This window comes from Rossellomorea aquimaris, assembly GCF_003315075.1.
GTDB lineage: Bacteria > Bacillota > Bacilli > Bacillales > Bacillaceae_B > Rossellomorea > Rossellomorea aquimaris_C.
On the sequence record NZ_QNRJ01000008.1, the window covers coordinates 39,083 to 65,921 of the forward strand.

General features: G+C 42.1%; 26 protein-coding genes. 13 read left to right on the top strand and 13 right to left on the bottom strand.

Features of this window, described 5'->3' with window-relative positions; all coding sequences use genetic code 11:
- Positions 1–263 precede the first annotated feature (263 nt).
- Positions 264–569 carry an HNH endonuclease gene (locus DET59_RS12030; protein WP_113969908.1) on the top strand — a complete coding sequence of 102 codons (306 nt, stop codon included), beginning with the start codon at positions 264–266 and terminating at the stop codon, positions 567–569.
- 64 nt (positions 570–633) lie between these two features.
- Here DET59_RS12030 and DET59_RS12035 read toward each other — a convergent pair whose 3' ends face one another.
- From DET59_RS12035 to DET59_RS12060, 6 genes are all read right to left on the bottom strand, one after another.
- A complete protein-coding gene (locus DET59_RS12035) occupies positions 634–852 on the bottom strand; it encodes a spore germination protein (protein ID WP_113969909.1) in 219 nt (72 codons plus the stop codon).
- 85 nt (positions 853–937) lie between these two features.
- The gene (locus DET59_RS12040; RefSeq protein WP_113969910.1) at positions 938–1,345 is read right to left on the bottom strand and encodes a spore germination protein GerPE; all 408 of its coding nucleotides are present in this window, start codon (positions 1,343–1,345) and stop codon (positions 938–940) included.
- Positions 1,346–1,348: 3 nt separating this feature from the next.
- Entirely contained in the window at positions 1,349–1,528 is a 180-nt protein-coding gene (locus tag DET59_RS12045; protein ID WP_060670356.1) for a hypothetical protein, read from the bottom strand.
- Positions 1,503–2,132, bottom strand: coding sequence for a spore germination protein GerPC (gerPC, locus tag DET59_RS12050; RefSeq protein ID WP_113969911.1), 630 nt, complete (start codon positions 2,130–2,132; stop codon positions 1,503–1,505). Before gerPC ends, DET59_RS12045 begins: the two co-directional genes overlap by 26 nt.
- 31 nt (positions 2,133–2,163) lie before the next feature.
- Positions 2,164–2,388: a spore germination protein GerPB gene (locus DET59_RS12055; protein WP_113969912.1), complete on the bottom strand. Its 225-nt coding sequence runs from the start codon at positions 2,386–2,388 to the stop codon at positions 2,164–2,166.
- Between the two features lie 13 nt (positions 2,389–2,401).
- Positions 2,402–2,623, bottom strand: coding sequence for a spore germination protein (locus tag DET59_RS12060; protein ID WP_113969913.1), 222 nt, complete (start codon positions 2,621–2,623; stop codon positions 2,402–2,404).
- 130 nt (positions 2,624–2,753) lie between these two features.
- Here DET59_RS12060 and DET59_RS12065 point away from each other — a divergent pair, with 130 nt between their 5' ends.
- The 3 genes from DET59_RS12065 (at position 2,754) to DET59_RS12075 (ending at position 5,288) form a co-directional block, all read left to right on the top strand.
- Positions 2,754–3,941 (top strand): DUF418 domain-containing protein, encoded by a 1,188-nt coding sequence (locus DET59_RS12065; protein WP_113969914.1) that lies wholly within the window; start codon positions 2,754–2,756, stop codon positions 3,939–3,941.
- A gap of 33 nt (positions 3,942–3,974) precedes the next feature.
- Positions 3,975–4,844 (top strand): fumarylacetoacetate hydrolase family protein, encoded by an 870-nt coding sequence (locus tag DET59_RS12070; RefSeq protein ID WP_113969915.1) that lies wholly within the window; start codon positions 3,975–3,977, stop codon positions 4,842–4,844.
- A 72-nt stretch (positions 4,845–4,916) separates the two neighbouring features.
- Entirely contained in the window at positions 4,917–5,288 is a 372-nt protein-coding gene (locus DET59_RS12075) for a YisL family protein (RefSeq protein WP_044337728.1), read from the top strand.
- Positions 5,289–5,367: 79 nt separating this feature from the next.
- Here the strand turns inward: DET59_RS12075 and DET59_RS12080 are convergent, their stop codons facing one another.
- The gene (locus DET59_RS12080) at positions 5,368–5,931 is read right to left on the bottom strand and encodes a DUF2777 family protein (RefSeq protein ID WP_113969916.1); all 564 of its coding nucleotides are present in this window, start codon (positions 5,929–5,931) and stop codon (positions 5,368–5,370) included.
- A 148-nt stretch (positions 5,932–6,079) separates the two neighbouring features.
- Here DET59_RS12080 and asnB point away from each other — a divergent pair, with 148 nt between their 5' ends.
- The 4 genes from asnB to DET59_RS12100 all read left to right on the top strand — a co-directional run bounded on the left by asnB (position 6,080) and on the right by DET59_RS12100 (position 12,191).
- Complete coding sequence (asnB, locus tag DET59_RS12085; RefSeq protein ID WP_113969917.1) at positions 6,080–7,936, top strand: asparagine synthase (glutamine-hydrolyzing); 1,857 nt, start codon at positions 6,080–6,082, stop codon at positions 7,934–7,936.
- A 430-nt stretch (positions 7,937–8,366) separates the two neighbouring features.
- Positions 8,367–9,890, top strand: coding sequence for a phytoene desaturase family protein (locus DET59_RS12090; protein ID WP_113969918.1), 1,524 nt, complete (start codon positions 8,367–8,369; stop codon positions 9,888–9,890).
- Positions 9,887–11,389, top strand: a complete 1,503-nt coding sequence (locus DET59_RS12095; RefSeq protein WP_113969919.1) for a phytoene desaturase family protein — start codon at positions 9,887–9,889, stop codon at positions 11,387–11,389. Before DET59_RS12090 ends, DET59_RS12095 begins: the two co-directional genes overlap by 4 nt.
- Positions 11,355–12,191 (top strand): phytoene/squalene synthase family protein, encoded by an 837-nt coding sequence (locus tag DET59_RS12100; RefSeq protein ID WP_113969920.1) that lies wholly within the window; start codon positions 11,355–11,357, stop codon positions 12,189–12,191. Before DET59_RS12095 ends, DET59_RS12100 begins: the two co-directional genes overlap by 35 nt.
- 98 nt (positions 12,192–12,289) lie before the next feature.
- Here DET59_RS12100 and DET59_RS12105 read toward each other — a convergent pair whose 3' ends face one another.
- From DET59_RS12105 to DET59_RS12120, 4 genes are all read right to left on the bottom strand, one after another.
- Positions 12,290–13,678: an ammonium transporter gene (locus DET59_RS12105; protein ID WP_113969921.1), complete on the bottom strand. Its 1,389-nt coding sequence runs from the start codon at positions 13,676–13,678 to the stop codon at positions 12,290–12,292.
- Between the two features lie 62 nt (positions 13,679–13,740).
- Positions 13,741–14,082 carry a P-II family nitrogen regulator gene (locus tag DET59_RS12110; protein ID WP_060670328.1) on the bottom strand — a complete coding sequence of 114 codons (342 nt, stop codon included), beginning with the start codon at positions 14,080–14,082 and terminating at the stop codon, positions 13,741–13,743.
- A 296-nt stretch (positions 14,083–14,378) separates the two neighbouring features.
- Positions 14,379–15,722, bottom strand: a complete 1,344-nt coding sequence (locus DET59_RS12115) for an MATE family efflux transporter (protein ID WP_113969922.1) — start codon at positions 15,720–15,722, stop codon at positions 14,379–14,381.
- Positions 15,723–15,835: 113 nt separating this feature from the next.
- Positions 15,836–17,596, bottom strand: a complete 1,761-nt coding sequence (locus DET59_RS12120; protein ID WP_113969923.1) for an alpha-glycosidase — start codon at positions 17,594–17,596, stop codon at positions 15,836–15,838.
- 292 nt (positions 17,597–17,888) lie between these two features.
- On the opposite strand from DET59_RS12120, the gene DET59_RS12125 reads away from it, so the two are divergent.
- The 5 genes from DET59_RS12125 to DET59_RS12145 all read left to right on the top strand — a co-directional run bounded on the left by DET59_RS12125 (position 17,889) and on the right by DET59_RS12145 (position 24,190).
- Complete coding sequence (locus DET59_RS12125) at positions 17,889–19,166, top strand: extracellular solute-binding protein (RefSeq protein WP_113969924.1); 1,278 nt, start codon at positions 17,889–17,891, stop codon at positions 19,164–19,166.
- 149 nt (positions 19,167–19,315) lie between these two features.
- Positions 19,316–20,602 (top strand): carbohydrate ABC transporter permease, encoded by a 1,287-nt coding sequence (locus tag DET59_RS12130; protein WP_113969925.1) that lies wholly within the window; start codon positions 19,316–19,318, stop codon positions 20,600–20,602.
- Between the two features lies 1 nt (position 20,603).
- The gene (locus DET59_RS12135) at positions 20,604–21,446 is read left to right on the top strand and encodes a sugar ABC transporter permease (RefSeq protein ID WP_098441057.1); all 843 of its coding nucleotides are present in this window, start codon (positions 20,604–20,606) and stop codon (positions 21,444–21,446) included.
- 38 nt (positions 21,447–21,484) lie between these two features.
- A complete protein-coding gene (locus tag DET59_RS12140; RefSeq protein ID WP_113969926.1) occupies positions 21,485–23,023 on the top strand; it encodes an alpha-amylase family glycosyl hydrolase in 1,539 nt (512 codons plus the stop codon).
- A gap of 135 nt (positions 23,024–23,158) precedes the next feature.
- On the top strand, positions 23,159–24,190 hold the full coding sequence (locus tag DET59_RS12145; protein WP_113969927.1) for a LacI family DNA-binding transcriptional regulator: 1,032 nt from the start codon (positions 23,159–23,161) through the stop codon (positions 24,188–24,190).
- A gap of 66 nt (positions 24,191–24,256) precedes the next feature.
- Here the strand turns inward: DET59_RS12145 and DET59_RS12150 are convergent, their stop codons facing one another.
- Both DET59_RS12150 and DET59_RS12155 read right to left on the bottom strand, forming a co-directional pair.
- The gene (locus DET59_RS12150) at positions 24,257–25,129 is read right to left on the bottom strand and encodes an SDR family oxidoreductase (protein WP_113969928.1); all 873 of its coding nucleotides are present in this window, start codon (positions 25,127–25,129) and stop codon (positions 24,257–24,259) included.
- Between the two features lie 308 nt (positions 25,130–25,437).
- Positions 25,438–26,790 (bottom strand): CoA-disulfide reductase, encoded by a 1,353-nt coding sequence (locus DET59_RS12155; RefSeq protein WP_113969929.1) that lies wholly within the window; start codon positions 26,788–26,790, stop codon positions 25,438–25,440.
- Positions 26,791–26,839: the final 49 nt, after the last annotated feature.

Here is a 26,839-nt window from a genome sequence, read left to right on the forward strand (position 1 = left end):
AATACTGTTAAAGATGGTGAGGGGAACTGCGCAGACTCCGGCGGATTTTGGGCGTGCCGAGACCCCGTTCGGCTAAGCTGAGGAGGCTCGGCCGAACGCTAGCTGCAAGCGGAGTAGTTCCCCTCACCATCCAGCATAAACCTGGTTGACAGAGCCCTGGCAGATTCTATGCTAGAAAACAACAATCTTTGCGAAAAGAGCATTTTTTAAAAGTGATAAAAATAGGGAATATCTATACTAAACACATACAGGAAGGTTTTGAAATGAGTAAAAAAACGATTGGTACATGTGAATTATGCTCTCGTCAAAATGTAGAAACCACGATTCATCACCTGACACCTAAGGAGGTGGGGGGAACCTTCCTTCCCACAGCACAACTTTGTATCCCGTGTCACAAACAAATTCACTCCCTCTATACAAATGATGAATTGGGCGTAAGATTGAACACCATCGAATACTTGAGGAGGGATGAAAAGATTCACAAGTTCATTAAGTGGATCCGAAAGCAGCCCTCCACTAAATTGGTGAAAACGAGGAAAAGCAATGAACGTAAAAAAAAGAAACGGTGAGGCTGTTTCACGTCGCTCCTTACCCAGATAAAAAAGCAAAAAGCTATAATATCGCTTTTTGCTTTTAGTTATTCCCTGTTATCGGTTGATCCACAACATTACAATCAAATGTGGTATTCACACTGAATACATTGTAGGTTAACTGAAAGGGACCTGTATTGAATCCACCAGAACCACCAAAAGTTTTTGATGCGGACTTAGGTGAAATAATACCTGTATCTCCAAACTGAACACTTCCTCCACCGACATTTAGAATAGAGACAGGACCTACTAAAGCGGGCATATTCAACATCCTCTTCATATATATCTATACAGTTAACCTATGTGAAATAGGGTAGAATGTTCATGTTCCCTATTACAGCGTGTTTCTAATCTGGTTGATCTATGGTTTCAAACGTTTGTGGATCTTCATCTATTTTACTTTCAAGCTGCCGGATGTGCTTGACCCTCGATTCCATTGCTACATTTGAGGTGTTTCCAATATGAACAATTGAAGAAAATGCCGTTGCCCTGATATAAACCTGGTCAACTTTGATTGGACAAAGGTTTAGGCGGCTGACCCTCACTTCGGGATCAATGGAAGGTTTTGCAAGTGGAGCTTGAAACACTCTGGAATCAAAGCTTCCTTCACTCGTTAAGAAAAATTCTTTTTCCCGCTGTACTGCATAGGCAAATGATAGGGCATTAATATTTTGGGAATCGCCTACTTGGTAGAGAGAGCTAAAGGCTAAAGTAATCCCATCTAATTTATTCACAATCGAATATCGTTTAAACATACATTATCCCTTTGGTGTAAGAGGAACGAATGGACCGATGATGAGGGACTCTGGCGGTGTATCGAAGGCAGACGTAAGCTGAATGATGTCAGCATCCCCGATCAGGACCAGGGAAGAGCTTGCCACCCCTGCAATATCAATACTGCCGACTGACAATTCACGATTGATTACTTGGAGGTTCATTGTTATTCATTCCTTCCATATTTTCCGGCATTTGTGACATGAAAGAGAAGAGGGCCGTTTGGATATCTTTTTTGATTTTTGAAATGATTTTTCTTTCCCACTCCTCTTCGGATTGCTTGGATTCGACATGTGGTATGTTTTCAAGGTAGAAATCGATTCTCTGCGGCATCTGATTTAATAGGTCTTGCTGTACCATTTCATAATAAGAAGGGTCGAGTGATCGTTGGAATTGCATTTCATTGTCTTGAATCAGGGTAGGCAATTCGGTTTGAATGTATGCCTGTATTTCATTCGTTATTCTTTCTTTGTAGGGAGTTAGATCTTTGATGGAATTGACATTCACATTTTGGTCTACGGCTAAATCCTCTATGGTATCCTTTAAATTACTAGGGTTCAGACCAATATTCAATGTGCCGTCAAGGGACTCGACTTTAAGCTGATCGAACTTATATTCAATTCTTTCTACATTAATCTTAGGTGTTTCCTTGATCGTCATTAATTCTTGTGAGAGCTCATTTACTTTTTGTTCTAACGCGACAATTTTCGTATTCAACATGTCAATATACTGATAGAGTTGTTGTGGGGTCATATAGTAATTAGTCATCCTGCCACCTCTTTCTTTGTCGCGGGTTCTTTTATGGGTTTTGAAGAGGAACTAAGGGTGTTGGTGATGGTCCCGTTGAAACACTGCCTTTTTTTTCAGCTTCAGGAGCGGGTTCCGTAAAACCGCCGGTATTATAAAGATAGTCATTTGTGTTTATTTGGCCACATGTACCAATTTGTAAAACGGAAGAATTGGACATTCCTCCAATTTTAATAAATTGAATCTGTATGGATTGTTGAACATAATAATTCGTCATTTTCGCATCACACTCATAGGTTAAAGTTTATTCCTTGATCCACAGCATCGTCATCCACAGTATAGGTTAAGGAGCTTTCATTATAGACGGAAATTCCTCTCCCTGTAATAAACGAACCTGCACCGGCAAAGGTTTTGGCTGTTGATATTGGACTAATGTTAAATACGTCACCAATGTGAAAAACGCCACTGGAACCGACGTTTATGACTTGTGCAATTCCTACAATTGCGGGCATTTCGACTCACACCTTTAAGACAAAGTTAATTATTGTTATTCTATGTGAGAAGAAACAATAGGTGATAATCGCCTAATTTCAGATTTGGAGTTAGAATGAAAGTAAGATTAATTTTTCGGAGGAACTATTAATGACCACTTTATCGCCAACCGAACATTCAGAACGTATTGTAAGTCTTGATGTGATTAGAGGTTTTTCATTACTTGGAATCTTTATCATCAATATGATTTCCTTTCATTCACCATTTCTTTATCTTGACCCCTATTCCTGGTGGAAGACACCTGAAGATGTCGCATTGTATCCATGGATAGATGTATGGGTCCAAGCAAGCTTCTATCCTCTATTCGCCATGATGTTTGGATATGGATTAGGCATTCAGCAACAAAGGGCAATTGCTAAAAGAACTTCTTTCTATTTATTTGGAATCAGAAGGCTTCTTATCTTATTGGTGATTGGCTCTATTCATGCTTTCCTTATTTGGTCGGGAGATATTTTAATTAACTATGCCGTATTCGGTCTGCTGCTGCTCTTTTTCATGAGGCTGTCTGGAAAGGGATTATTGTGGTTAGGGGGATTATTATTTCTGCTGCCTCAATTATTCTTTAGTATTCTGCTAGTATTAATGACTTTCGCAGATCCGACTGGTGTAACCCAGTTCACTGATATCCAGTCACTGCAGAATTCTGTTGCCGCGTATGCCTCTGGAAGCTTCAGCAGTATTATGGAGCAGCGTTTTCAGGACTGGTATGCAGTGAATTCACCAGGTAATCTTATATTCTTATTACTTTCAATCTTGCCAATGATGATGATTGGGGCCGGGGCTAGTAAACTGCAACTATTGGAAAAGGTAAGAGATTATAAGAAGACATGGATTGTGATAGGAATCTGTACTTTGGTGATTGGGATCTTCATTAAATCAATGCCACTATTCATTCAGTCCAATTTTGCATATGCGTATATTCAAGACTTTTTGGGAGGTCCGTTCTTATCAGTATCTTATGCAATAATCCTCTCATTATTAATGTTGAATGAAAAAATCATGAAAGGGAGCAAGCCTCTAGCCTCAGTAGGGAAAATGTCCCTGACGAACTACCTCATGCAATCGGTCATCGGCACCCTGATTTTCTATTCGTATGGATTTGGATTGTATGGAGAAGTGACGTTAACGACGGGTACTTTACTGGCGATTGGCATATATGCTATCCAAGTGATCATTTCAGAAATTTGGTTATCCAAGTTTAAATACGGTCCGGTTGAGAAGCTGTGGCGTGTATTAAGTTATGGAAAAAGCACTGTGGTTAAAAAGGGAGAGTTATAGTTTCTAAAGTCAAACGAAGGGGATGAGTAAGGGATGAAATTTGTTAGCTTTCAGGTTGGGGATAGACAGACGTATGGTGTGGAGCGAAATGCCAGAATTGTAGAGTTAGCAGGTTTGCACGGCTTACCTCAGGATTTACTTGGCGGGATAGAACGGGGGGAAGGCTTTATTCAAAAAGTAATAAACATCCTTCAGGACATTTCCTTAGATTGTCCGTCATATTCTCATGATGAGGTAAAGTGGCTTTCACCGCTTCCAAAAGTGAAGAGGAATATTATGTGTGTAGGAAAAAATTATCGTGATCATGCCATTGAAATGGGTGGGGAGCAGGATATCCCGAAAGACATCATGATTTTCACCAAAGCGACCAATACCGTAGTCGGTCATGAAGAAACGGTGCTGAATCATGGTGAAATGACGGAGCAGCTTGATTATGAAGGGGAGCTTGCTGTCGTGATTGGCAGGAGAGGAAAAGGGATTTCCCTGGAAAACGCCTTGGAGTATGTATTTGGATATACGATACTCAATGATATAACCGCCAGGGATCTGCAGAAAAAGCATGGCCAATTTTTCATCGGTAAGAGCCTGGATACAACATGTCCGATCGGTCCGTATCTTGTCACCAAGGATGAAATCGTCGACCCGCAGAATCTGGAAATCACGACGAGGGTAAATGATGAAATCCGTCAGTCTTCGAACACAAGTGAAATGATATTCACCATTCCCACCATCATTTCTACGTTATCAAAGGGGATGACGCTTGAGCCTGGTGATATCATTGCTACCGGGACACCTGCTGGAGTTGGAAAAGGCTTCAAGCCTCCGCTTTTTCTGAAGAAGGGTGACAGAGTGGAAATCGAAATTGAATCTCTGGGAATTTTGACAAATCAGTTACAGGCCTAGTTAAAATTTCTGTTGGAGTAAAGACTATGGTAATATTATGAACGTATACTATCTACCTGTAGGAGGTTCATTATGTTTGATAATACACATGCCCATATTACAACTTGGGTGATTGCGATTATTCTTTTCTTTGTAGCGGTTGGCTTACATAATGCAGGAAAGAAAAAAGGCATGAAAGTTGTACATATGATCTTAAGGTTATTCTACCTGCTCATTATTTTAACGGGTGCCCTATTATTCTGGAAGCATCAAGGAATTAATCCTGCCCTATATGGCATTAAAGGATTGGTTGGAATCTGGGTCATCGGTATGTTCGAGATGGTCTTGGTTCGCATGAATAAAGGCAAGAGTACGAAGATGTTCTGGATTCAATTGATCATCGCTTTAATCATTGTTCTTTATTTGGGATTACGTTTGCCTCTGGGCTTGAATTTCCTTGGATAGAGAAGGAATAGAAAAAAAAGCAAATGTATGTCGGATACCGGCAGGCATTTGCTTTTTTCTATTTGGGTTTATGAATGGATTAAATGTTAAAACTTTCAATCACAATTCGTCTCCCCGTACTTAATGTGAATTCAAAGCGGTCCCGCTTCTTTTTGTAATAGGTGAAGTGATGCTGGACCGCACATACTTCTACACCGTTATCGAAGGTAATGAAGTTAACTCCTTCTTTGATCTTTTGATTTCCAAGGAAAACCAGGTGGTTATGGCAAAAGATACTATCATAAATAGAATAACCCAAATTGTTCAAGGCCGTTGTAAACTGATGAAAAGCATCATCGGAAATCTCTTCCAATAAATTCTCCAACGAATACAATATATTCTTCTTTATTTGAATTCGATCGCCATTCTCGATTCTTAATCGTTCGTACGGTGTGACAATGATTCCATCTTCCAACAATACACCTGCAAGCCAGTCTCCATCTCTATATACTTTCAATTCATGATTGAGGTAAAATTCGAGCTCAGACTCTTCCTCGGCATCAATTTCGAAAAAGTACCACGTATCATCTTCGAAAAGAGCAGTGCCTTCGGAATAGGACCTTTTTTGGGATTTTAAAATGTTTGATCGAAATGTGTTGCTCAAGTGAATATCCCTCCTTAACTACATTTCTTGTCATAATTATCATATTTCATTCATGTGAAAATTGATTGAGACAATTAACCATTTCCTGCCCGGAGCATAGAATAATTTATGTGTCCGTGAGCCCAGTTTGTTTGATTAGAAAGTGAGGATGATCACCATGTGCGGAATTACAGGTTGGATTCATTATAAACGAGATTTGTCTGATCAAAAAGAAGTAGTGGAAAAAATGGCAGAAACCCTTTCTAAAAGAGGGCCAGATGAAACGAATGTATGGATTGACCAGCATGTTGCGTTTGGTCATAAACGATTGATTGTAGTAGATCCTGCAGGAGGAAGACAGCCCATGAGCATACAGCATGACGGGCACCTTTTCACCATTTGCTACAATGGAGAACTTTACAATACAGAAGATTTGAGAAAAGTACTTATTTCTAAGGGTTATACCTTCAATGGCCATTCTGATACGGAGGTCCTGTTAACATCTTATATAGAGTGGCGTGAGGATTGTGTCCATCATTTAAATGGGATTTTTGCCTTTGCTGTGTGGGACAGTGAAAAAGAGCATGTATTTATAGGCAGGGATCGAATGGGCGTAAAGCCTTTATTTTATTTTGAAAAGGAAGAAGGAATCCTCTTCGGTTCCGAACTCAAAGCGTTACTGGCCCATCCGGATGTTTTACCTCAGGTGGATCATCAAGGGTTAGCGGAAGTACTGGGACTGGGGCCTTCCCGGACGCCTGGTAATGGAGTGTTTAAAGGGGTGAAGGAGCTCCGTCCTGCTCATGCTTTGATATTCTCCAAAGATGGCTTGAAAATATGGAGATACTGGAATGTGAAGAGTGAGGAGCATACGGACTCATTTGTTGAAACAGTGTCAAAGGTGCGCTTCCTTTTGACTGATGCCATCGAGAGACAGCTCGTTTCCGATGTGCCACTTTGTACGTTCTTATCAGGCGGACTCGATTCAAGTGCGATTACCGCGGTGGCAGCGAACAGCTATAAAAAAGAAGGAAAAGGGAAACTTCATACCTATTCCATTGATTATGAAGAAAACGAACAATACTTTAAAGCGGACGATTTTCAGCCTAATTCCGATGCGCCATGGATAGAAAAGATGACTTCGGAATTCGATACCGAGCACCATCGCTGTGTCATCAGCCAACAGCAATTGAAGGACTACCTGACTGAAGCGGTTCATGTAAGAGACTTACCGGGAATGGCAGACGTGGATTCATCCCTATTATGGTTCTGCCGGGAAATTAAACAGGATTTCACGGTTGGGTTATCAGGGGAATGTGCGGATGAAATATTCGGAGGTTACCCTTGGTTTCACCGTCCTGAAGATTTCGACCGCAGAGGATTTCCATGGATGCGCTCCACGGCTGAGCGTCAAGGTCTTCTAAAAGAAGAATGGAGCAAGAAATTAAATCTGGAAGAATATGTGCTGGAGCAATATGATCGCACAGTGGCAGAAACCCCATTATTAGAAGGGGAAAGTGAAGTTGAAGCGAAAAGAAGACAATTATTCTACCTGAATTTACTTTGGTTCATGACGACATTGTTAGATCGTAAAGATCGAATGAGCATGGGGGCAAGTCTAGAGGTCCGTGTGCCATTTGCTGATCATAGACTCGTAGAATACGTCTGGAATATACCATGGGAGATGAAAATGCACGAGGGAAGAGAAAAAGGGATTCTGCGAAAGGCTCTTGAAGGAGTATTGCCTCACGAAGTCCTTTATCGTAAGAAAAGTCCGTATCCAAAAACCCACCACCCTGAGTACACGAAGCTGGTCAGTAACTGGTTGAATGAAATACTCGAAGACAAATCAAGCGTTCTCTATGAATTATTCGATGAAGAAAAACTGAAAGAAATCGTTGCAACAGGCGGATCTGCCTTCGAGGTGCCATGGTACGGCCAACTCATGACCGGTCCCCAGCTACTTGCCCACCTGGCACAGATTCATGTTTGGTTTAAGGATTATAATGTTGAGATTGTGGAATAGTAGACGTACAAAACAGGTGAGCTTCTTATAAGGAAGAAGCTCACCTGATTTTGTTTGGGAAAGTGAGCCCTTGGTTCTGTGATCCTCCGTCGGTCAACTTACCCGGTAATTATAAAGAATTAAGAGACAGGTACAAACATAGATTTAAAGTAATAATGAAGAGAAAAGGAGGCATAGTAAAAGGAAAGAAACCTTTTGCATGCCTTTTTATCTCTTTGTAAAAGGGCCAAACTCCTACATAAAGTTGAAAAACCTAAATCCTATTTTTTGTGTTTATTTAATGGGAGACAAGCTGGTTTTACTGAGAAAAAAATAAAATCTGAAAAAATAGAGTTTAAACTTTGTTTCTACCGGAAAAGAGTTGTATAATTAGTTGTATAACAATTGTATAATGAATGTACAAATAAAAAACACACTGGAGGCTATAACAATGGCCAAGAAAATGATCGTCATAGGCGCTGGTCCAGGTGGCTTGGCAGCGGCAATGCTGCTGGCCGGCAAGGGATACGACGTAGAAATATATGAGAAGCAAACATTTGTTGGCGGACGAAACGGGGCTGTCACCATGGGGGGATATACGTTCGATATTGGACCCACGTTCCTAAGTATGCCGGAAATTGCTGAGGAATTATTCGAGGCGGCAGGAAGGAATCTACACGATTATGTGGATTTACAAGAGCTCTCGATGATGTACGAACTTATATTTAAAGATAAAAGAGTGCAGATGTTTAAAGACCCGGAGCGGCTTTCTGAAGAAATCGAGCGTCATTATCCAGGGAATGCAGAAGGATATACACGTTTTATGAATGACACTCGTAAAAAAATGGAACGTTTAAAGCCGATTCTTCAAAGTCCTATGGATCGATATTATCAATATATCAGCTGGAAGGTTTTGAGGGCACTTCCCCAATTATCCTTAGGAAAATCACTTTATAGTGTGTTAAGTGATTATTTCACCGATCATGAATTGCGGTTAGCTTTTACCTTCCAATCGAAATATTTAGGGATGTCACCGTGGGAGTGTCCGGGGGCATTCTCGATTCTGTCCTTCATGGAGCATGAATATGGCATTTTTCACCCTATCGGAGGGGTAAATCAGCTATCGAAAGCCATGGCCAAAGTAGTAACGGAGCATGGAGGTTCCATCCATTTGGGCCGCGGGGTCAAGAAATTGTGGATTGAAGATCGTCATGTGGTAAAGGGAATCATTACGGAGGACGGAGAGAAGGTTACAGCAGATGAAGTCATCATCAATGGAGATTTTGCTCATGTGATGAGTAACCTTGTAGAAGATGGGGTTCTCAAGAAATACAGTAAAGAAAAACTGAAGAAGAAGAAGTATTCCTGCTCCACCTTCATGATTTATCTTGGAATCGATAAACAGTATGATCTGCCTCATCACAGCATCCTGTTTGCAGAAGACTATAAGAGAAATGTGGAGGAAATTACAGAGACGTTTACACTTCCGGAAGATCCCTCCATTTATATTCAAAATGCTTCCGTGACAGATCAGACGCTGGCACCCCCAGGACATTCCACCTTATATATTCTTGCCCCCGTGCCGAATAATGTAAGCGGAATTGATTGGACAGAGAATGAGCAAACCTTCCGGAATCTTGTTCTGGATGCAGTTGAAAGCAAAACAGGTTTGAAGGATATCCGGGAACATATCCAGGTTGAAAAAATCATCTCGCCTCATCACTGGGAGGCAGATTTCAATATTTATCAAGGTGCGACCTTTAATCTCGGTCACCAATTAACACAAATGATGGCAATGAGACCTCACAATAAATTTGAAGAGCTTGAAAACTGCTGGCTTGTCGGAGGAGGGACCCATCCGGGAAGCGGGCTGCCTACGATATTGGAATCAGCCCGGATTACAACGAATATGCTGATGAACGAAGATCCGTCCCATTCGTTCACTAAAGACCAAACAATGGGGGAAGCATTATGAAAACGGCGGTTGTTGGATCAGGAATCGGCGGGTTGATATCGGGTCTGTTACTTGCAAAAGATGGTCATGAGGTTACCATTTATGAAAAGGAGTCAACCATTGGTGGGCGACTTGCCTTTATTCAAGAAGGTGAATATAAAATTGATAAAGGACCGACCATTGTGCTCCTGCCTGAAATGCTGCTTTCCATTCTTTCAGAAGCAGGTATAAACACAGACGAAATTGAATTCGTTCGATGTGATCCCTTGTATAACGTCCATTTTGCAGATGGTCAAACATATACAAAATATGCGGATGTGGATAAGCAATACGAAGAAATAAAACAGCAGTTTCCTGGAGATGAAGACGGATTTCTGCAATTTATGAATGATATGGATGAACGATTTACCATCGGGAAGCCGCAGTTTCTCGAATCCTCATTTTTAAAAACGAAAGACTATCTGAGCAAGGAAACCGTCGGCTCTCTGCTGAAATTAAAAGCGTATCGAAATGTGATGGGGAATTTAAAGCATTATTTCAACCATGAAAAACTACAAACCGCCTACGGGCTTCAGACCCTATACATCGGTGGAAATCCCTATACGACACCTGCCATTTACAGTTTAGTATCCTTTAGCGAACATCAACATGGTATCTATTATATAAAAGGCGGTTATGCCAGTCTTTTGGAGCATGTGCAGCAGGCATGTGATAGGAAAGGTGTCACTATCAAGACCTCCTTACCTGTCACAGAAATAGAGACTAAAGGAGATAAAGCGACTCACATCGTCCTCGGAAACCATAGAGAAGAAATAGATGCAGTGATCATCAATGGAGATTTTCCTACGGCTTCCAAGCTAGTAAAGAAGAAGGCCCCTAAACCTTACAAGCCTTCATCTGGTTGCGTCCTATTGTATATGGGCGTTGATGGGAAGTTTGAAGAAAAGGAAATGCACCAATTTTATTTAAATGAACATTTCTCTGAGAATATGGAGGATATTTTCAAGAATAAGAGAATTCCTAAAGAACCTTCATTTTACGTATTTAATCCGTCTAAGGTCGATTCATCCCTGGCGCCTGAAGGGAACAGTGTCCTATACGTCCTTATCCCTGTTCCGGTTTCCGAGAATTTGGACTGGAAGGAGGCTTCAGAATCTCTTTCCCACTACGTATTGGATAAAATGGAAAAGAAGGGATTCAATCACTTAAGAGAACGAATCACGTGGATGAAAGTAAGAACACCGGAAGAGGCAAAACAAGAGGGGTTATATTCAGGGGGAAGCTTCGGTATTGCACCCAGTTTAGGTCAATCAGGCCCGTTCAGACCACAGGTGCAACCGTTTAAGGAAAAGAATATCTTTGCTGTGGGAGCATCCATCCATCCTGGTGGGGGAGTGCCGATCGTCATGCAGGGGGCAAAACTCGTAGCTGAAACCTTTAAAGAACATGATAAAACCGAGTCGGAAAGGAAGGATGTGACCTTACATGAACAAGATCTTGGAGGCATACGATCATTGTGAGAATATCATTAAACTTCACTCAAAGACGTTTTACAGAGCATTCTCCCTGTTACCGAAAGACCAAAAGAAAGCTGTATGGGCAGTATACGCATTCTGTCGCAGAGTGGATGATATCGTAGACGAGGGTATGAAACCTTCTGAGGAATTACTGGAATTTGAAATGGAATTCGAATCGTTTTTAACAGGCTATTATAATGAAGGAGAACTTATGTGGGTAGCCTTGAACGATGTGTTTCAACATTTCAATATGGACATCGGAGCTTTCCGGGATATGATTAAAGGGCAACGAATGGATTTGAACGGGAGAATTTACGTGACGATGGATGATGTACTGGACTATTCTTATCACGTTGCAAGCACGGTAGGGTTAATGCTTCTTCCTATTCTTGCTCCGGGGAAAGAACACCAATTGAGGGAAGATGGAATCTACTTAGGTTATGCCATGCAGCTTACCAATATATTAAGGGATATCGGGGAAGATCTGGAAAGAGGGAGATTATATATCCCTCAGGATTTATTAGTTAAATATGAATATACCGTAGCAGAATTCATGGATCATCGAAATAATGCTGCATTCCAGTCCATATGGGAAGAGATGGCTCAGATTGCAGAAGACTATTATGAGAAAGCTTTCCGTACAATGAATCTTTATCCTATGTATTCAAGGACCCCGGTGAAGGGTGCGGCATTATTATATCGAGCCATCCTGGGTGAGGTAAGAAATAATCACTATAATGTTTTTTCCAAGAAACATTTCGTTTCAAAAGATTTAAAAGAAAAAATCATTTCAACGATTTCGTAAATAAGCCCGTATGGAAGCTTTAGTTAGAAGTTTTCCATACGAGCTTATTTTTGTTGGAGAACAAAAAAAAGAGCCGCTCCGGGCAGCTCCGATTCAGACTATATTGTGTTTCGTTGATTGATGGTTTCACTCACTTTACCTGTTCCGATCGAATTTAGTCGGTCAACTAAATCAGATCCAAAAGGAGAAGAGGAAGAAACGTTTGATTCCAATACAGTGTCCTTTAATTCATAGGCATTCGACCCGTGCTCTGTAAAGTCCAGTCCTGAAAGTTCTTCTTCACGTGAAACGCGAATACTGGATACTCTCGTTACGATGAACAGAAACCCTCCGACAGTGACGGAGGTCCAGGCAATAACGGCCAACACACCGAGGGCTTGGGTGGCTACTAAAGAAATGCCCCCGCCATATAACAAACCGTTTGAAACATCGAACAAGCCAACGGCTACTGTACCCCATATCCCGCAAATTCCATGTACGGCAATGGCCCCTACAGGATCATCGACCTTAAGTCTGGAATCGATTACGGTTACCGCTTCAACAAGGATCACTCCTGCAATAAGCCCGATAATGAGAGAGCCGACGAGTGATACATTGGCACAGCCGGCGGTGATACCGACAAGTCCTCCCAGGGCTCCATTTAACGTCAGGGAAGGGTCGATTCGTTTAAATCTTACTAACGTATAGAAAGCGGATGAAAGAATGGCGGCTGATGCTGAGAATAAAGTGGTTGTAATGACATGAGGTACAAGCGTCGGATCAGCGGCCAAGCTGCTGCCTCCATTAAATCCAAACCAGCCGAACCAGAGGATGAATACCCCAAGGGCACCGATCGGGATATTATGACCAGGGATAACATTCACTTTCCCTTTATTGTATTTGCCGATACGTGCTCCAAGGAAAAGCACGGTAATGAACGCTCCGACAGCACCTGTTAAATGAACGACAGTAGATCCGGCGAAATCGACGAATCCAAGTTCTGATAGCCATCCGCCGCCCCAAATCCAATGTCCGACAATCGGATAAATGATTCCGGTCATGGCAATGGTTAATAGAATATAACTTTTAAGCTTCATGCGTTCAGCTACAGCACCTGAAATGATCGTTGCACATGTTGCGGCAAATACGGATTGGAATAAGAAGAAGCCGATATCTTCACGTCCCGAAAGGAAAAAACTGTCAGTACCAATGATGCCTCCGGATGTTCCTCCAAACATAAACCCAAATCCAACAATGAAAAACAGTACAGAAGCAATGGCTACAGTTAAGAAGTTTTTCATCAGGATATTAAGAGAGTTCTTGGCCCGGGTAAATCCAGTCTCGACCATGGCGAATCCAGCGTGCATGAAGAACACAAGAACTGCAGCAATCATGACCCATAGGGAGTCAACGGATGCTTGAACAGATTCTGCGGTAGGGGCCGCAGCGAGAGCAGTAGTGCTCACAAACAGTGATAGAAGCAACAGAGCAGAAATTTTTTTAATCAATGGTATCCCTCCGAATTTGGTTTGGTAAAGCGGCTTAGTGATTGAGTCAAGAATGAAGTGATCTATAAAACGGCTTTTTTTCCTCGTTCCCCTGTACGGATGCGAATGACATCCTCAACCGGATAGATGAAAATCTTCCCGTCTCCTACGGTATCAGTACTGCAATGTTCAACAATGAGATCAATGATGTCTTCAACCTGACCATCGTCGACGATCATTTCCACCTTCACACGGGGGACTAACTGCAGTTCGAATTTATTCCCTCTGAAAATCCCTTGCTTTCCTTTCTGTTTCCCACAGCCAGCTGCTTCTGATACGGTCAGCCCGCTGAATCCACGAAGGCATAACGCTTCTCGCAGGGACAAGAATGCTTCTGCACGAATAATCGCTTCTACTTTTTTCATTGTTTTTTCCTCCTTATGTTTTTTGTTCTTTCATTCTTGGATAAATTGATTCTTTGATGTTAGGTTTTGTGACATGAATAAGTTATATTATTTATCATATTCAGAAAATAACAAAAGTTCAAGTGTTAATTTGTAATGTAAGCGTTTTTATGTAAAAAAACTTAACATGAATTAATGAATGCGTTTTCATTTGGAGTAAAAAAGAGTCAGCTCGATTGGAGAGCTGACTCTTTATAAAAAGGAGGGAGGGGAGCGGTGGTAATACTAAAGGAAGGTCCGTCCCTCTACATTGCGCTTTAATCACTTTTGACAAATCGTTTGTGGATCCATATTTTGGATCGCCAGCGTTTGAGCATGATGAGGCCTCGGAGCCATTCATCGGCAATGAAGGAGATCCAGATTCCGATAAGGCCGAGCCCGAACCAGATTCCGAGTATATAGGAGAGTGTAACGCTCACTCCCCACATGGATAAGATTCCCATGTAGACTGGGAAGCGTACGTCACCTGTTGCTCTTAGTGCGTTAATGACAACTAAATTGAAGCTTCTGCCTGGTTCGAGAATGATGGTCAGGTAGATTAATGTTTTACCAAGAGAAATGATTTCTTCGTTGTTAGTAAATATTCGCAGCAGCGGCTCCGCTGCGATAGAAAAAATTCCGGCCATAATGAGAGAGATGAAGATAGCAATCTTTAAACTTTTCAAACACCGTTCATAGGCACTGTCAAATTGTTTCGCCCCGATCATATGACCAATGATAATTTGAGTTCCCTGACTGATCGCTACGCTGAATAAAAAGATAAACATCATCAGGTTTTGTGCATACACTTTGGTGGTCAATGCGTTCGTCCCGATACTTGCAATGAAATACGTAATGACCATTTGTGAACCGTTATAAGAGAGATGTTCTCCTGCAGAAGGAATTCCGATGCGAAGTAAATTCTTCACATGGGAAATGGGTAAACGAAAAAGCCTCTTGATTGGAAGGGCGTTAGGAATCCGTTTGGTAATCACGATGATGCTCACGATAAATCCGATCAGTCTCGAAGCAATCGTGGAAATCGCGACCCCTTCTACTCCTAAAACAGGAACGCCAAATGGACCAAAGATAAATAAATAGTTCCCGATCACATTGATGATATTCATTCCGATCGTAATATACATGGCGTCTTTCGTGTAGCCGTAGCTCCTCATGATGGAACCGGCTGTCATGATCAATGCCTGGATGAAGGCGAACCCTCCAACGATTTTTAAATAAGAAGAGGCTTCATTCATCAGGGAACGGGGGAGGTCCATTGAAAGCAGGATCGGCTCACTGAAAAACACAAGGGCGATACTCAGGAAGAGACCGAATCCTAAGTTAACGGCAATGGATACGATGGATACTTCTCCTGCCAATCGATCCTCCCGGGCTCCCAGATGCTGAGCAACAAGAATGGCAGTACCTGTTGCGACAAATCCAAACATGACAATAATGAGAGAAAGGATTTGATTGGAAACCCCTACGGCTGCAACAGAGTCATCTGAGTACTGACTGAGCATTAACGTATCGGCATTTCCCATCAGCATATGGAGAAAGATTTCAATGAAAATCGGCCAAGTCAAGGCAAAGAGGGTCATGTTTTTTTGAGTCTTGCTCATAGATTTTCTCCTTTAGCTGGCCAGGGATAGGCACCTGGTCAATTTATGCGATTTAAATAGATAAGGGGACTAACCGTTAAGGTGTAGTCCCGCTGATCATGAACTAAAATTCATTAAAATTTCAGGATAGCAAATCCATACCCTTCAAGTGCCACTTCGATGGACTCTGCTTCAGCGGCAAAATCTTCACCGCTCCACAGATTCGTGATTTTCTTTCCTTTTAATTCAAAAGGAAGAGAGTAGGTGGTCGATTCTTCACTGGAGTTTAATAGAACGAAGATGGTTTCCTCTCCGTTTGATTTTGTGAAGGCAAGGCAATGCTCATGAAGGTTCCCGGGTAAAAACGTCAGATTTCCTTCGTTGCTTAACAGTGGATACTGCATGCGAAGGGAGATATGTTTCTGTATATGCCTGAAGAGCTCTTCATTATGATGTTCTTTTTCCCATGGGAAGCACTTACGGCACCCTGGATCCTGTTCACCGGTCAGGCCGATTTCATCACCATAATAAATACAAGGTGTGCCTGTGAAAGTGAGCATGAACGTGTAAATTTGTTTAGCACGTCGGATATCTTCTCCGCATTCCGTCAATACACGTGGTGTATCGTGACTTCCGACAAGGTTGAAATTCACTTCGTTTACGTTCTTAGGGTACATATGCACGACCGAAGTCATATTCTCTGCAAATTGAGAAGCGGAAATCGTTTGGTGAGCAAATAGATTCAATAGATTTGTCGTGAAAGGATAGTTCATGACAGCGTCGAATTGATCTCCCCGTAACCAGGGCATTGAATCGTGCCATATTTCCCCTAAAATATATAGATCCGGTTTTATACCCTTCACTTCTCTGCGGAATTCGCGCCAGAAGTGGTGATCGACTTCATTTGCAACGTCCAGACGCCATCCATCGATATCAAATTCCTTTATCCAGTATCTGCCAACCTCTAATAGATAATTGCGGACATCTTCATTTTCAGTATTTAACTTGGGCATGGAAGGTTCGAATGCAAAAGTATCATAATTAGGCGGCTTACTCTCGATATCCAAAGGAAATTCGTTTACATGAAACCATTCTTTATAAGGAGAATCTTCACCGTTTTCAAGTACATCCTGGAACTGGTCAAAATAGAAGCCGCTATGATTAAAGACGGCATCGAGCATCACTTTCATTTCATTCTCATGACAGACCTTTATTAATTCCTTCAACGTTTCTTTCGTACCGAACTGTGGATCGATTTCGAAATAATCAATCGTGTCGTATTTATGATTGGAATGCGCTTTAAAGATGGGGGTGAAGTAAATCCCGGAGATTCCAAGCTCTTTTAGATAAGGAATGTTCTGGATCACACCTTCTAAATCCCCTCCGAAGAAATTGGTGGGAGTGGGGTCTGTGCTATTCCAAGCCAGTGTTCCTTCAGGGTCATTCTCCGTATTTCCATTTGCGAATCGCTCCGGGAAGATTTGATACCATACTGTATCCTTCACCCATGAAGGGGCTTGAAATACATCGATAGTATTCAAGAACGGGAAACAGAAGTAATCCCCGATATCAGTAGAAGGAGCCCCGTTAAATCCTTTTTCTCCATAAAAGACTTCTTCCGTTTCGTCATGAAGAAGGAAACCATAACGAAGGCGTCTGAAAGGAGGGGAGATGGGAGCGAACCAATAATCAAACAGCTGATCAGTTCCGGTTAAAACCATCTCCTTACGATCATATATCCATTTTCCGTCTTCCCACTGATAAGGATCTCCATGCAGGAGTGTGACGTTCTCTACATCATTCTTCTTCGTGCGAATCCGTATGTGTAATTCGTTTTTCGTGCAAGCGTATGCATAATTATCTTTTGGTCTATGATAAATGGCTTCCAGTAGCATCGTATATCCTCCTCTTTTTCATTCCATTTAAAGAGTATTCTAAACCAACAATGTTGTCAATGAAACGTATTTAAACAAGTAATGCGTTTTCTTTTCAGTCTTATAAACGTAAATAATTTTCAAAAAAGTATTGTCAAAGCCGATTTAGTTTGTATAATAAGAAGTAGGTTGTGCAATCGTTTTCACAAAGGTTGTAAGCGATATCTTTCGGGATTAAGTCATAGTATGTGCAAACGTTTGTTCAGTCTAAAGGAAAGGTCAATATTTTTTACCATACTTAGGAGGGGTCGAGATGAAGAAAGCGTTATCATTATTGATGGTAATCATGCTTGTACTAGGGGCGTTGACTGCTTGTGGTCCTAATCGTGAAGAAGGATCGGGAAATGAAAGCGGAGAGAAAAAAGCTGACGATGCAAACAAACCTGAAAAACTGGTTGTCTGGGAAGATGAAAAGAAATCCGGATGGCTGGATGAAGTAGGTGCTAAGTTCGAAGAAGAAACTGGCATCAAAGTAGAAGTGAAAGAAGTCGAAATGGCTACTAAAATGAAAGAACAATTACGTTTAGACGGTCCTGCGGGAACTGGTCCGGACGTATTAACATTACCACATGACCAAATCGGTGAGCTTGCACTTGCAGGTCATATCGCTGCTTTAGAAGTTGAAGGAGACGTTGAAGAGCGTTTCACTGAATCTTCCATGACGGCAGAGAGCTATGATGGAAAACTATATGGTCTTCCAAAGTCCTCTGAAACGCCGGTATTCGTATATAACAAAGCGTTAATGGAAGAAGCTCCAAAAACAATGGATGAAGTGTACACATTCTCTAAAGACTTCACAAAAGATGGAAACTACGGTTTCTTAGCTCTTTGGGATAACTTCTATTTCGCTCATGCACCAATCGGTGGATTCGGCGGGTACGTATTTGCTGAAAAAGATGGAGCATTGGATGCGAAAGATCTTGGGTTAAACAATGAAGGTGCTGTAGAAGGTACGGAATATATTCAAAAATGGTACTCAGAAGGATTGTTCCCTAAAGGTATCGTAGGTGAAAATGGTGGATCTGCAATGGACGGGCTATTCAATGAAGGAAAAGTGGCTTCTGTAATGAACGGTCCATGGTCCTTCCAAGGTTACAAAGATGCTGGAATTGATATCGGTATCTCTGCTATGCCAAAGCTTCCAAACGGTGAGCCTATGAAAACATTCATGGGTGTTAAAGGCTGGCATGTATCAGGATACTCTGAAAATAAAGAGTGGGCACAAAAATTCATCGAATTCATCACTCAAGATGAATATGCGAAATTACGTTTCGAACAAACACAGGAAGTTCCAACAAACCAAGGTTTGATCGACGATCCTGCGATTGCTGAGAACCCAGGTGCAAAAGCGGTTGCTGAACAATCACAATATGCGGTGCCAATGCCGAACATTCCTGAAATGGGAGAAGTTTGGGATCCAATGGCAGATTCTCTACAAACGGTTGTAACAGGTAAACAAGAACCAAAAGCGGCACTTGATGCAGCTGTAAAGCAAATTGAACAAAACATTGAAGCGAATCACTCTAACTAATGCATAAACATAGCGGTACCTTCTCACTCTGAGAGGTACTGCTATCCTTTTAAAGACCATTCAAGGGCTTTTTAAGGAAATAACCACTTCTTTTCTTAAAAAGCTCATGAAGCTTATCAAAATGGTATACGTAGAAAGGGGAATATAGGATGGAACAAAAATCCTCTCAAAAAAACACAAGAAAAACAGCACTGGCCCTTTCCCTAATCCCTGGATTAGGTCAGATCTATCATAGACAGTTTCTAAAAGGCGGATTCTTTCTGATCATGACTGCCGCTTTTATTCTTGTCTTTAGAGATTTGATCGGCTACGGATTATGGGGGATTACAACGCTTGGGACAGACATTTCATACGGAGATCATTCCATTTTCTTGATGGTATATGGAATTCTGGCAATCATCGTATCTATCTTCGGAATCGGATTCTATTTGTTTAATCTCCGGGATGCTTATAAAAACGGAGAAAAGAGAGACAGAGGAGAGAAACTGAGTACGATTCGAGAGCAGTACAAAAATCTAGTAGACAATGGATTTCCGTACTTGATCATGTCTCCGGGATTTTTACTACTCGTATTCGTCGTCATCTTCCCGATCATCTTTGTTATCTTACTGGCGTTTACAAACTATGATTTGTATCACTCACCTCCTGCTAAATTAGTCGATTGGGTAGGGATACAAAACTTTGTTGATATTTTCAAGATTGATATTTGGAGAGAAACATTCATTACCGTGTTAGCCTGGACACTTGTTTGGACATTCGGTGCCACGACGCTTCAAGTTGCACTGGGTGTATTCCTGGCAATCCTGGTCAATCAAAAGGATTTAAAAGGAAAAGCCATCATTCGTACCGTATTCATCTTACCTTGGGCCATTCCGGCTTTCGTTTCCATACTTGTTTTTGCCGGTATGTTCAATGAATCCTTCGGAACGATTAACCGGGATATCTTAGGATTCTTCGGCATTGAAGGATTACCATGGATGACGGAACCGATGTATACACGAATCGCCCTGATCGGTATCCAAGCCTGGTTAGGTTTCCCGTTCATCTTCGCCATGACAACGGGGGTTCTACAGTCGATTCCTGATGAGCTTTATGAAGCAGCGACGGTTGATGGAGCATCAGCTTTCCAGAAATTCAAGAACATTACGTTGCCCCTCGTTCTTTTTGCAACGGCGCCAATCATCATTACGCAATACACATTTAACTTTAATAACTTTAACGTTATTTACTTATTCAATGGCGGAGGACCTGCCCTGACAGGACAAAATGCAGGTGGTACTGACATTTTGATTTCATGGATCTACAGTCTGACTATGACATCCGCACAGTATTCTAAAGCAGCTGCCATCACATTATTGTTATCCATCATCGTCATCACAGTAGCGATCTGGCAGTTCAAGAGAACGAAGTCATTCCAAGAAGAGGATATGATGTAATATGAATATGAAGAGACAGAAACTCATACGTTTGACACTTTCATACGCATTCATCGGGATCATGTTTGCCATCATTCTTTACCCGGTTGCATGGATCATAGGATCATCATTCAACCCGGGACAAAGTTTGTCCGGTTCATCCATCATTCCTAAAAACGCGACACTGGCACATTATAAGGAACTTTTTGATCTTGAGAAAAGCAATTATATGCTTTGGTACTGGAATTCATTGAAGGTCAGTTTATCTACGATGGCCCTAACCGTCTTACTAGTGAGTCTGACCGCGTATTCTTTCTCCCGATACAGATTCGCTGGACGTAAGAATGGATTGATGACATTCCTGATCCTGCAAATGATTCCGAACTTTGCCGCGCTGATTGCCATTTTCGTATTAGCGCTATTAACAAAACTTTTGGATACTCATATCGGATTGATTCTTGTATATGTGGGCGGGCAAATTCCAATGAACACATGGTTGATGAAAGGGTATCTGGATACGATTCCGAAAGAACTGGATGAATCAGCCAAGATGGACGGAGCGGGCCATTTACGCATCTTCTTCCAGATCGTCATGCCTCTTGCGAAACCTATCATTGCGGTAGTTGCACTGTTTTCATTCATTGCACCATTCGCGGACTTTATCATTGCAAGTATCCTATTACGTTCAGAAAAAATGTACACATTACCGGTTGCCCTTTATGATATGGTGGCAAAACAATTCGGAGCAGAATTTACAACATTCGCTGCAGGTTCTGTCCTGATTGCCGTACCGATTGCTCTATTATTCCTGTTCTTTCAGAAATACTTCGTTTCAGGATTGACGGCAGGGGGTACAAAAGGATAATCTTATAGGCGTTACTAACAGTTTGAGGAGGAGCGGAGATGAAAAGAAGAGTATTATCTCTCATTTTAGTCCCGTTTCTTCTTTTTTACGCCCTTCCGGTAGGTGCAGTTGAAAAAGAAGAACGAAAATGGCAGGATGAGACCATTTATTTTTTAATGATCGATCGCTTTAATAACGGGGATACGAGCAATGATAAGAATGTGGATACGAAAGACCCTAAAGCCTATCAGGGCGGGGACTTTCAAGGTGTGATTGATAAGCTGGATTATATTAAGGATATGGGATTTACCACCATCTGGCTAACCCCGATCTTTGATAATCAGCCCCTTGGGTATCACGGGTACTGGATTACGGATTTCTATAAGACAGAAGAACGTTTCGGATCCATCGATACGTTTAAAAAGCTTGTAGATGAGGCCCACAAACGTGATATGAAAGTGATGCTGGACTTCGTTGTAAACCATGTGGGACCCGAGCACCCTTGGGTGGATGATCCTCAGAAATCGGACTGGTTTCACGAAAATCAGCCGATGAACTTCGATAATGAAGAAAGTCTGCAAAATGCGTGGTTATATGATCTTCCCGATTTAAATACAGAAAATCCCGAAGTGAAAAACTACTTATTTGACGCAGCGAAATGGTGGATCGAAGAAACAGATGTTGACGGATACCGACTGGATACGGTTCGTCACGTACCACAAGAATTCTGGACTGAATTCAGTGAAGAGGTTAAGTCAGTCAAAGAAGATTTCTATCTTCTTGGTGAAGTGTTCGATCGCGATCCACAGAAGATAGCGAAGTATAATGATGTAGGAATTGATGGGTTCGTTAACTTTCCTCAAGCAGAAGAAATGCGTTCTGTATTCCAGAAACCGGATACATCGATGGATCGCTTATTTAACTTCTGGAAATACAACGAAACGTACTATGACGATCCCTATTTAATGGGGACTTTTATCGATAACCATGATATGGAACGTTTTACGAGACTGATCGTTCAAGAGAATCTTTTCCCGGGCACCAGGTGGAAGCTTGCTCTAACGTATATGTATACGACTCCAGGGATACCGATCGTTTACTATGGTTCAGAAATAGCCGTAGATGGTGGAAATGACCCGGATAATCGACGTTTTATGAACTTTAGGGCAGATGAAGAATTGATTGATTACATCACGCAATTAGGAAAGCTTCGTCAAGATTACCCCGCCCTCACAAGAGGGACGATAGAACCCATCTATGAAAAAGACGGTATGGGAATATTCAAGCGTACGTACGGGGATCAAACCCTGGTGGTCGCCATAAACAACACAAGTAAATCTCAAATGGTTCAATTGAGTGAAGAAGAATTAGCAGAAAATAGTGAGTTGAAAGGGTTATTAACCGCAGACCTGGTTCGTATTGATAAGGATGGAAACTATACGATCGTAGTCGATCGTGAAGAATCAGAGGTTTATTCCCTTAAACAGAAGAGTGGACTGAATTATCCTTACCTACTGGCACTCGGTACTGTGTATGTCATCTTCTTACTCTTTATTTATCTTGTATGGAAGCGTGGAAGGAAGAAAAAGCAGTCATGATTTGATGCGGGGCTCAGTCTATGAGCCCTGCCATTCCTGATTTGAAATGGAAGCGTTTTAATGATTGTATAAACTAGAATAAAGCAGCCCTCTACACCTAAGAGGGTACGATTTTTAAAGAGGGGGGTGGAATGAATGGCGGTCACCATCAAGGATGTTGCAAAGCTTGCAAACGTAGCTCCATCAACGGTTTCACGTGTTATTGCAAATAATCCAAGAATCAGCGAGAAAACAAAGCAAAAAGTTAGAGAAGCGATGGAGCAATTAGGGTATCATCCTAACTTCATAGCAAGGAGCTTGGCAAATCAATCCACTCAAGTATTAGGGCTTGTATTACCAGGTTCAGCTAGTACTTTTTCACAGAACCCTTTCTTTCCGACCGTTTTAAGAGGACTAAGTGAAGGGGCGCAGGAAAAACAATATGCACTTCAGATGTCCACAGGTCAATCCGAAGAAGAAATTTATGAAGGCGTCGTCCAAATGGTGCAAGGGGGAAGAGTGGACGGAATCATCCTTCTTTATTCAAAAGTGGAAGATAAGGTGATGAACTACTTAAAAGATCGTGGTTTTCCATTTGTCGTCGTCGGGAAGCCTTATAAATATTGTGAAGAGATCACTCATGTGGATAACGACAACTACCGGGCAACAAAGGAAGTAACCGATTTTCTCCTGGAGCTTGGTCATGAATGCATCGGCTTTATCGGTGGAGACCTCAACCTCGTTGTTACCGTTGAACGTCTATTAGGTTATGAGAAGGCTTTGCGTAATGCCGGGATAGACATGAAAGACGAGTACATCATTCATGAAGAATTTCTTCGTGAAGGAGGCCGTGAAGCCATTAATGAACTGATGCAATTAGACGCTCCTCCAACGGCTTTGGTAGTGGCCGATGACTTAATGGCATTAGGGGTACTGAACACACTGGATGAAATGGGCATCCGTGTTCCTGAAGACATCTCCATTGTCAGCTTCAACAATGTATTGCTGGCTGAAATGTCCCGCCCTCCGCTCACGTCTGTGGATATCAACATATTCAACCTGGGAAATGAGGCAGCCAAAAGCCTGATCCAAAAGATTGAGAATCCGAAAGAGCCGATCAAGAGAATCATAGTGCCCCATCAGCTTATTACAAGATGCTCTTGCAGCGAGCGAAAAGGGAAATCATAATAAAAAGCGACTGAAACGTTGGAATCTCCACTTAGGGGAGAACCATATGTTTCAGTCGCTTTCATTTTAGCCGTTAATAACCGTTCCGCCATTAATATGAATCATCTGTCCTGATACGTAGCTTGAATCTTCGCTTGCCAGGTATACGTATGCAGGTCCTAATTCATACGGCTGACCAGCCCGTCCAAGTGGAGTATTCGCTCCAAACTGAGATACCTTTTGAGAGCTGAAGGTGGACGGAATCAGCGGAGTCCAAATCGGGCCGGGTGCCACGCCATTTACCCTGATTCCATCCGGTGCAATGTTTTCTGCAAGGGACCGCGTGAAACTGACAATGGCACCTTTAGTAGAAGAGTAATCAATCAGATCCTTATTCCCTTTATAAGCTGTGATAGAAGCCGTGTTGATAATGGAAGCTCCCTTATTAAGATGAGGCAATGCTGCTCTTGTTAAGTAGAACATAGAGAATACATTCGTCTTAAAGGTGCGCTCCAACTGCTCGTCACTTATATCGGCAAGCCCTGCCTGAGGATGCTGTTCCGCCGCGTTATTCACCAGGATATCAAGCTTACCGAATTCAGAAATCGTTTTGTTCACGATGTCTTTACAAAACGTCGAGCTTCTGATATCACCTGACAGCAGGATACATCTTCCACCTTCCGCTTCCACTAATTCCTTCGTTTTATTCGCATCTTCATGTTCATCTAAATAAGAAATCGCGACATGGGCACCTTCCCTGGCATAATACCAGGCCACCGATCGTCCAATCCCGCTGTCTCCTCCAGTGATCAGGGCGACCTTACCGTCCAGCTTTCGACTGCCTTTATAATTGTGATCCGTATGAATCGGCTGGGGATTCATTTCATCCACTGTGCCAGGCTGATGATCCTGGTGCTGGGGGGGAAACGTTTGTTTCTGGTTTTGTTGTTGTGATGACAATGAAAACACTCCTTTGATGATTTGGGTTATCTTAGGATAGTGTTTACCCGAAAAAAATAATTATTAACGTGATTGGTTTGGGAGATTTATCAAATTTCACGGTCGAATTGATGTGTGATAGCGTCGTGATTGAAGGAAATTCAGCCGATTTTTAGTGTAATCCGGCCGTTTTTCTGAAAAATCCAGCCGTTTTTGAGCAGAATCCGGCCGAAATCGAAAAAAATCCAGCCGTTTAACAGATTTATCCATTATCTTAAAGTCCATCCGCATACAAAAAACAGGCTCCTCCAAAGAGAAGCCCCATGCTATTATTCCTTTTCCATCAACCCGGCACCCTTATAGCCGATCATATTCAACAACCCTTTAGGAGAAGAGAAGGGAGGGGCATAGCAGGTTTCGATTTCCTGGAGGTCGGTAATGGTCAGGCCTCCGTAAATGGCTGTGGCTAGAACGTCGATTTGCTTGTCTACCCCTGCGCCGCCCACTACATTTCCTCCAAAGATCTTTCCGGTGTCAGGACAAAAATGGACTCTCACATACACATCACGCGCACCGGGATAGTAGCCGGCATGAGACTTTCCTTCATGCACCGAGGTTCTATACGAATAGCCTTTTTCTTTTAATTCCTTCTCACCTAATCCTGTAGATCCAATGGAAAGGTTAAAAACCTTGGCAATAGCAGTTCCCAGCATCCCTTTGAAAGGAACCGGGTTTCCTGATAGGTGTCTTGCGATAATATAAGCTTGTCGGTGGGCAGGCCATGCGAGAGGAACCTGCTTTCGGGTCCCGTCAATAAGATCCAAGGACTCTACCACATCTCCGACTGCATAAATGGAGGGGTCGTCTGTTTGCATAAACTCATTACTGACGACACCACCTGACTCTCCTGTTGATAACCCGGCTTCCTTAGCAAGAAGGTTATTAGGCTTTACGCCTACTGAAAGGAGAATGAAATCAGACTGAAACGTTTCTCCGCTATCCAGTTTCAGGGTACACTCCGGAAGTACCTCATTCAGCCCATCCTTCGTGTAGAGATTCACACCTTGCTCTGTTATATGTTCTTGCAATTTGATGGCGGTCTCTTCGTCGATTACACTGATCACATGTTCCGATCTTTCAACCAGATTGACTTTCATCCCTAAATGAGTGAAGTTCTCTGACATTTCAACTCCTATGTAGCCACCGCCGATAATGGTACAGACTTTTGGCTTTGAGGTTTCAACGAATTGCTTGATCCTGTCCATGTCTTCAACGGTTCTGAGATGGAAAGCCGGAATTTTTTCAAGTCCAGGAATGTCAGGGATAAAGGGGGAAGCCCCTGTTGCGAGCACGAGGTAATCATATGCTTCTTCGTAATCCTGGTTCTTGTCATGATCCCTCACAAGTAATGATTTTTTATCACGATCAATTTTCAACGCTTCATGATGCATGCGGACATCGATGTTCTTTTTCGTATGTAATTTTTCAGGTGTGGCTGCAAACAAGCTTTCACGGTCTTTAATGACTTCACCTAAGTAATAAGGCATTCCGCATGCCCCGTATGAAAGATAGGAAGTCTTTTCAAGGAGAATGATCTCTATTTCACTATCCAGTTTTCTAATTTGTGATGCAGTGGTGGCACCGCCACCGACCGCCCCGATTATGATGACTTTTTTCTTCATGTTTTTCCTCCTAAATGAAAGAAGTCTAATGGATATATTGTACCCATTA

Coding starts and splice junctions, on each gene's coding strand:
- DET59_RS12030 (WP_113969908.1), top strand. CDS start 264: ATGAGTAAAAAAACGATTGGTACATGTGAATTATGCTCTCGTCAAAAT.
- DET59_RS12035 (WP_113969909.1), bottom strand. CDS start 852: ATGCCCGCTTTAGTAGGTCCTGTCTCTATTCTAAATGTCGGTGGAGGA.
- DET59_RS12040 (WP_113969910.1), bottom strand. CDS start 1,345: ATGTTTAAACGATATTCGATTGTGAATAAATTAGATGGGATTACTTTA.
- DET59_RS12045 (WP_060670356.1), bottom strand. CDS start 1,528: ATGAACCTCCAAGTAATCAATCGTGAATTGTCAGTCGGCAGTATTGAT.
- gerPC (WP_113969911.1), bottom strand. CDS start 2,132: ATGACTAATTACTATATGACCCCACAACAACTCTATCAGTATATTGAC.
- DET59_RS12055 (WP_113969912.1), bottom strand. CDS start 2,388: ATGACGAATTATTATGTTCAACAATCCATACAGATTCAATTTATTAAA.
- DET59_RS12060 (WP_113969913.1), bottom strand. CDS start 2,623: ATGCCCGCAATTGTAGGAATTGCACAAGTCATAAACGTCGGTTCCAGT.
- DET59_RS12065 (WP_113969914.1), top strand. CDS start 2,754: ATGACCACTTTATCGCCAACCGAACATTCAGAACGTATTGTAAGTCTT.
- DET59_RS12070 (WP_113969915.1), top strand. CDS start 3,975: ATGAAATTTGTTAGCTTTCAGGTTGGGGATAGACAGACGTATGGTGTG.
- DET59_RS12075 (WP_044337728.1), top strand. CDS start 4,917: ATGTTTGATAATACACATGCCCATATTACAACTTGGGTGATTGCGATT.
- asnB (WP_113969917.1), top strand. CDS start 6,080: ATGATCACCATGTGCGGAATTACAGGTTGGATTCATTATAAACGAGAT.
- DET59_RS12090 (WP_113969918.1), top strand. CDS start 8,367: ATGGCCAAGAAAATGATCGTCATAGGCGCTGGTCCAGGTGGCTTGGCA.
- DET59_RS12095 (WP_113969919.1), top strand. CDS start 9,887: ATGAAAACGGCGGTTGTTGGATCAGGAATCGGCGGGTTGATATCGGGT.
- DET59_RS12100 (WP_113969920.1), top strand. CDS start 11,355: ATGAACAAGATCTTGGAGGCATACGATCATTGTGAGAATATCATTAAA.
- DET59_RS12110 (WP_060670328.1), bottom strand. CDS start 14,082: ATGAAAAAAGTAGAAGCGATTATTCGTGCAGAAGCATTCTTGTCCCTG.
- DET59_RS12115 (WP_113969922.1), bottom strand. CDS start 15,722: ATGAGCAAGACTCAAAAAAACATGACCCTCTTTGCCTTGACTTGGCCG.
- DET59_RS12120 (WP_113969923.1), bottom strand. CDS start 17,596: ATGCTACTGGAAGCCATTTATCATAGACCAAAAGATAATTATGCATAC.
- DET59_RS12125 (WP_113969924.1), top strand. CDS start 17,889: ATGAAGAAAGCGTTATCATTATTGATGGTAATCATGCTTGTACTAGGG.
- DET59_RS12130 (WP_113969925.1), top strand. CDS start 19,316: ATGGAACAAAAATCCTCTCAAAAAAACACAAGAAAAACAGCACTGGCC.
- DET59_RS12135 (WP_098441057.1), top strand. CDS start 20,604: ATGAATATGAAGAGACAGAAACTCATACGTTTGACACTTTCATACGCA.
- DET59_RS12140 (WP_113969926.1), top strand. CDS start 21,485: ATGAAAAGAAGAGTATTATCTCTCATTTTAGTCCCGTTTCTTCTTTTT.
- DET59_RS12145 (WP_113969927.1), top strand. CDS start 23,159: ATGGCGGTCACCATCAAGGATGTTGCAAAGCTTGCAAACGTAGCTCCA.
- DET59_RS12155 (WP_113969929.1), bottom strand. CDS start 26,790: ATGAAGAAAAAAGTCATCATAATCGGGGCGGTCGGTGGCGGTGCCACC.